Origin of the sequence: Saccharopolyspora sp. NPDC002686, assembly GCF_040295745.1 — a bacterium.
GTDB classification, from domain to species: Bacteria; Actinomycetota; Actinomycetes; order Mycobacteriales; family Pseudonocardiaceae; genus Saccharopolyspora; species Saccharopolyspora oryzae.
In genome coordinates, this window is record NZ_JBEOVY010000464.1 from 1 (window position 1) to 5,128 (window position 5,128).

Consider the following 5,128-nt stretch of genomic DNA (forward strand, 5'->3'; position numbering starts at 1 on the left):
AGCCGCGCCCGAGGGGCGCTACTCCCCCCGCCCGGGGCTTTGGGGCGCCCGTCGGCCGTTTTCAGGTCGGATGAACGCCGCATCGCACCAGGCAGGGTTGCTCGTAAAACCGATTGCAAATTGCAATCGGATGGTTGTAGGGTTCGGGTCCAGTCGGTCAACACTGTCCGGAGGTGGCGCGTGGCCAGGACCCGAGTGCACAACTTCTTCGTCTCCCTCGACGGGTACAGCGCAGGGGAGACGATCACGCTCGACAAGCCGATCGGGGGTGCCGAGCGGTTGTTCCAGCACTTCGACGGCCGGGTCATCGAGGGGGTGCACGCCGTCGACGACCCGATCACCCTCGATCGCGCGCTCACCAGCACCTGGGGGCAGGGCATCGGGGCCGAGATCATGGGCCGCGGCAAGTTCGGTCCGCAGACCGGCCCGTGGACCGACGAGGAGTGGCGGGGCTGGTGGGGCGACGAACCGCCGTTCCGCACCCCGGTGGTGGTGCTGACCCACCACGCCCGCGAAACCATCTCCTTCGACAACGGCACCAGCTTTCACTTCGTCGACGCGACGCCCGCGGACGCGCTCGAGCGCGCCCGAGATCTGGCCGGCGGCAAGGACGTCCGCATCGGTGGCGGTGCCTCCACCGTCCGGCAGTTCCTGCAGGCGGACCTCATCGACTTCATGCACCTGGTCACCGTCCCGATCGTCCTCGGCCGCGGGGTCTCGATCTGGGACGGGCTGGAGGAAGTCCAGGACCGCTTCGCGATCGAGTCCACGACCACGAAAAGCGGCCTGGTGCACCACTTCTGGAACCGGGAGCGGTGATTCTCAGAGGTTGAGGAGGCGGGGGTCGGTCGCTTCGAGGCGCCAGTAGTGGGCCGGGTTCTCGGCCAGGCGGCGGCGCGTCAGGCACAGAAGTCCTGAAGTGCTGCGGATTTCGGCCGCCAGGGGGCCGTTCGGCTGGCGGAGTTCTTGCCGCACCCGGTTGGTTTTCCCTTGACCCCAGTGGAATTCGCAGGTGACCTCGACCTCGCTCAGCGGGAGCAGTTCCCGGTGGTAGCGGATGGTGGTTTCGAGGTTGACCGGACCCAGGCCGTGGTGGGTGCGCAGTCGTTCGGGGTCGACGCCGGCTGCGGCCAGGCAGGCCCAGCGGGCGTGGTCGCCGTAGGCCAAGTAGGCGGGGCCCCGGACGTGGCCGTTGACGTCCAGGTCGTCGCTGCGGACTGCGATGGTGAGGCGGAACGGGGTGGGTTCACCGGGATCGGTCGTCATGTTCGCCGAGTTTCTCCGGTCGGCGATGGCGTGTCTGGAACTTTTCGGCCAGCCGGTCCTGGCGCGCCCAGCTGCGGACCAGCACCGCAGGCGATGATCCGGACAGGCGGAGGCACTCCCGGCCCAGGTGGGACTGGTCGGCGTAGCCGAGATCGGCGGCTACCGCGGCCAGCGACGCGGTGCCCAGCGCCAGCGCGGGCAGGCGGGTGAGGAAGTGCTGGAAGCGGTGGACCCGCTGGAGCTGCTTGGGGCTCAAGCCGGTCTCGTGCCGGAGGAGCCGCCGCAGGCCGCGTTCGCTGATGCCGAGCCCGGCGGCGATGTCCGCGGGTTTCGCCGCTGCGTCCCGGAGTTGGTGCGCGGCCCGGAGGGCCGAGCAGTCGGGTCGGTTGTCGCGGAGGCGTTCGGCGACGAGCGCTTCCAGGACCGGTAGCTGGGCGGAACGGGGCGACTCGGCCAGCAGCTCCTCGGCCTGCGCGGCTCGGCTGCCCCACAGGTCGACGAGCCGCGTCGTTCCTGGGGCGAGCTCGGACAGCGCTGTCCCGAGCACGGAGCCCGCTGCCCCGCACCGCAGTCGCACGCCCGATGGTTTCGCCGTTGCCGGTAGCGCGCGCCGTTCTGGCGCGTCGATGGTGCGCACGACGGCCAGTTCACGGCCGTCCCACACCAGATCTGCGCAGCCGTCCGGGAGGATCCGCAGCGCCCGGTCCCACCCGGCGGAACCTTGCCAGCGCCGCGCGACCGCGGTGGCGACGCTCGCGGTCGGCGCCGACTCCCAGTAGCTCGAGGCGGGAGACGTGCCGACCGCGGCCGCCCAGGTGCGCAGGGGAACTCCCATCGGCCCAGTATCACCCGGGACCGGCCGTGCTCGACTGCCGAGCGCCTACGGGGCAGGCGCGGTCGGAGTCGGCTCTGCGGTGGTGGTCGCCGGTGTCTCCGAGCTGGGTGGCGGTTCCGACGTCGGCGGCGGCTCGCTCGGTGGTGGCGGCTCCGACGGGGGCGGTGGTTCCGAGGGCGGGGGAGGCTGCTCCGTCGTCGGTGGCGGCGGAGGTGGCGGTGGCGGTGGGTCGTTCGGCGGCGGGGGCGGGGGAGCGTCGCCCGGTGGCGGAGGCGCGGGGGCTGGCGGGCTCGCCGGGGCAGGGCCAGGAGCCGCTCCTGGGGCCGGGGCGGGTACCGGGGCTCCGGCGACCTGCGGAGCGTTGGGCGGTGGTGGGGCGCCGGGCGGGAAGCCCGGTGCGTAGGCGAGGAGCGCGGCGTCCCGCGGGATGCTCGTGTCGTTGGGGGTCGGCATGACGCCGCGGGCGTAGGCGTCCGCCCAGGCGAGCACGTTGCGGACGTATTCCTGCGAGTGGTTGTAGCGGAAGATCGCCGCGGCCAGCTGGGCGCGGTCGCGCAGGTTGCCGCCGCCGTCGCACAGGTACCGGCCCGAAGCCAGGGTCGCGTCGAAGACGTTGTGCGGGTCGCGGGCGCCGTCGCCGTTCCCGTCGGCCGCGTGGCTTCGCCAGGTGGACGGGATGAACTGCATCGGGCCGACCGCGCGGTCCCACGTCACGTCGCCGTCCAGCGTTCCGCCGTCGGTGTCGGCGATGGCCGCGATCCCCGGTCCGCCGGACAGCCGGGGCCCCAGGATCGGCGACACGGTCTTGCCGTTGGTGTCCACCCGGCCGGACCGCGCGTGGTGGGACTCGATGCGGCCGATCCCGGCCAGCACCGACCAGTGCAGACCGCAGCTCGGAGCAGTGGCGGCCAACGTCCGGTCGGCGCGCTGGTAGGCGGCCAGGACCGTGCCGGGGATGCCGAGCTGACCGGTCGGGCCCAGGTCCGCGGGTTCGGCGCGGTCGGCCAGGTCCTGCTCGGTGCGGACCTCGTCCAGGAACTCCGGGCTGAGCTCCTCCTCGGCGGGCAGTTCGCCGTTGATCCCCACGCCCGGCGGCAGTTGCGGTGCCGCGCGGGCGCTGTCGACCTCCTGCACCAGGGCATCGCCGCCCAGCGCCAGCGCTGGGACCAGTGCCACGAGCAGACCGGTCGTCACTGCGGTGAACCGCTCACCGCGGTTGAACTGGCCCAAACCCCGTCACCTCCACACAACTCGGCGCTCGACCTTGCCCGATGGAGATCACGTTGTGAACCACCAGACGTGGTCGGGAAGGCGAACACTGGGAGGCCGCGAGGTTGTGCCGAAGGGGTGAACGCTCATCGGCTGATCGGTCCTCGAGCCCTGATCGCGGAGCCGGTGCGGTGCTGTGCCATCGGCATCACGACTTTCGTCGAGCGGGTCCTCCCCGGGTGGTGGCCGAACACGGCCGATGGGACCGTTCTTGTGCTTTGTTCTGCGAAATAAGTTGAAACGAAGCCATTTTCGCCAGGTGTGCTGTCCATAGTGGTGGGCTATCGGTGCGTTAGCGGCTAGCTCTTTGACGGTGTGATCCAGGTCTCGTTCAATGGGCGGGCGGCGGTTCGCCGCATATCACCCGATCGCCCGGTACCGCGATCACCACTCCCACTCCCGCCGAAGGGACCGCGCATGTCCGTCGACAGAGTGCACGAAGCTGCACCCAGCACCGCAGCGCCGGTACACCGGCCGGTGATGGCCTGGGTGATCACCGGCATGCTGGTGCTGTTCATCGTGGTCAACTGGGCCGACAAGACGGTGTTCGGCATCGCCGCCCAACCGCTGAAGGAGGAGCTCGGGCTGACCTCCGCGCAGGTCGGGTTCATCGGCAGCGCCTTCTTCTTCCTGTTCAGCATCACCGGGTTGACCGTCGGGTTCATCGGCAACCGGGTCCGCACCAAGTGGGTGCTGTTCGCGCTGGCCGCGCTGTGGTCGCTGACGATGGTGCCGGTGCTGGTGTCGGCCAGCTTCGCCACCCTGCTGATCAGCCGGATCGGGCTCGGCGCGGCCGAAGGGCCGTCGGGCGCGCTGGCCAACGCCGGGGCGTTCGAGTGGTTCCCGAAGGAGAAGCGCAGCTTCCCGTCGGCGTGGCTGTCCTCTGGCGCGTCGATCGCCAAGATCGCCATCGCACCGCTGCTCGCGCTGATCGTCGCGGTGTGGGGGTGGCGTGCGTCCTTCGTGGTCCTGGCACTGGCCGGAGTTGTGTGGGCGCTGGCGTGGGCGCTGATCGGACGGCAGGGGCCGTTCGCCGCACCGCTGGGGCGCAAGGTCGATGCCGCGCCGGTGGTGCAGCGGGTGCCGTTCCGCAAGATCGCGCTGTCCCGCACCTTCGTCGGCTGCGTCATCGGCACCTTCACCATGTACGGGCTGGTGTCGGTGATCCTGACCTGGCTGCCGTCCTACTTCGAGGTCGGGCTGGGCATCGACCGGTTGCAGGCCGGGGCGATGTTCGGCCTGCCGAGCATCTCGGGCATGACGGCGATGCTGGTGGTCTCGTGGTTCAGCGACCGGCGCGTGGCGGCCGGTTCGAGCGCCCGGGTGCAGCGCGGCCTGGTCCCCGCGGTCGGGCTGCTGATCGGCGGTCTGCTGCTCGCGCTGCTGCCGTACCTCGCATCGCCGACGCTGGCGATCGCCGCGGTGGTGCTCGGGTACGGCGTCGGAACGGTCGCGCTGCCGCTGGCGAACGCGGCGGTGTCGCAGATCTGCCCGCCCGCCCAGCAGGCCGGGACGCTGGGCGTCTTCCTCGCGCTGCAGTCGGCGTCCGGGCTGTTCGCCCCGGCGCTGACCGGCTGGCTGGTGGACGTCGCGCCGTCGCCGGGCGAGGGATTCGCCTTGGCCTTCCAGGTCTTCGGCCTGGCCGTCGTGGTCGGCGGCATCGCCACCGCACTGCTGGTCAACCCGGAACGCGACGCCCGGCGCATCCTCGGCTGACCCGGTTCGTGAGCGGCGATGGTGGTGAGAGCCACCATCGCC

5 protein-coding genes are annotated in these 5,128 nt (G+C 71.2%); 2 read left to right on the top strand and 3 right to left on the bottom strand.

Annotation, left to right across the window (positions count from 1 at the left end):
• Nucleotides 1-180 precede the first annotated feature (180 nt).
• Nucleotides 181-819, top strand: coding sequence for a dihydrofolate reductase family protein (locus ABTZ89_RS35545; RefSeq protein WP_351053248.1), 639 nt, complete (start codon nucleotides 181-183; stop codon nucleotides 817-819).
• 3 nt (nucleotides 820-822) lie between these two features.
• On the opposite strand, the gene ABTZ89_RS35550 is transcribed toward ABTZ89_RS35545, so the two are convergent.
• The 3 genes from ABTZ89_RS35550 to ABTZ89_RS35560 are packed head-to-tail and all read right to left on the bottom strand — an operon-like array spanning nucleotide 823 to nucleotide 3,331.
• Nucleotides 823-1,266 (bottom strand): acyl-CoA thioesterase, encoded by a 444-nt coding sequence (locus ABTZ89_RS35550; protein WP_351053250.1) that lies wholly within the window; start codon nucleotides 1,264-1,266, stop codon nucleotides 823-825.
• Entirely contained in the window at nucleotides 1,247-2,101 is an 855-nt protein-coding gene (locus ABTZ89_RS35555; protein ID WP_351053253.1) for a helix-turn-helix domain-containing protein, read from the bottom strand. The genes ABTZ89_RS35550 and ABTZ89_RS35555 overlap by 20 nt, the downstream gene beginning before the upstream one ends.
• 45 nt (nucleotides 2,102-2,146) lie before the next feature.
• The gene (locus tag ABTZ89_RS35560; protein ID WP_351053256.1) at nucleotides 2,147-3,331 is read right to left on the bottom strand and encodes a lytic transglycosylase domain-containing protein; all 1,185 of its coding nucleotides are present in this window, start codon (nucleotides 3,329-3,331) and stop codon (nucleotides 2,147-2,149) included.
• 456 nt (nucleotides 3,332-3,787) lie between these two features.
• On the opposite strand from ABTZ89_RS35560, the gene ABTZ89_RS35565 reads away from it, so the two are divergent.
• Nucleotides 3,788-5,086, top strand: a complete 1,299-nt coding sequence (locus ABTZ89_RS35565; RefSeq protein ID WP_351053258.1) for an MFS transporter — start codon at nucleotides 3,788-3,790, stop codon at nucleotides 5,084-5,086.
• Nucleotides 5,087-5,128: the final 42 nt, after the last annotated feature.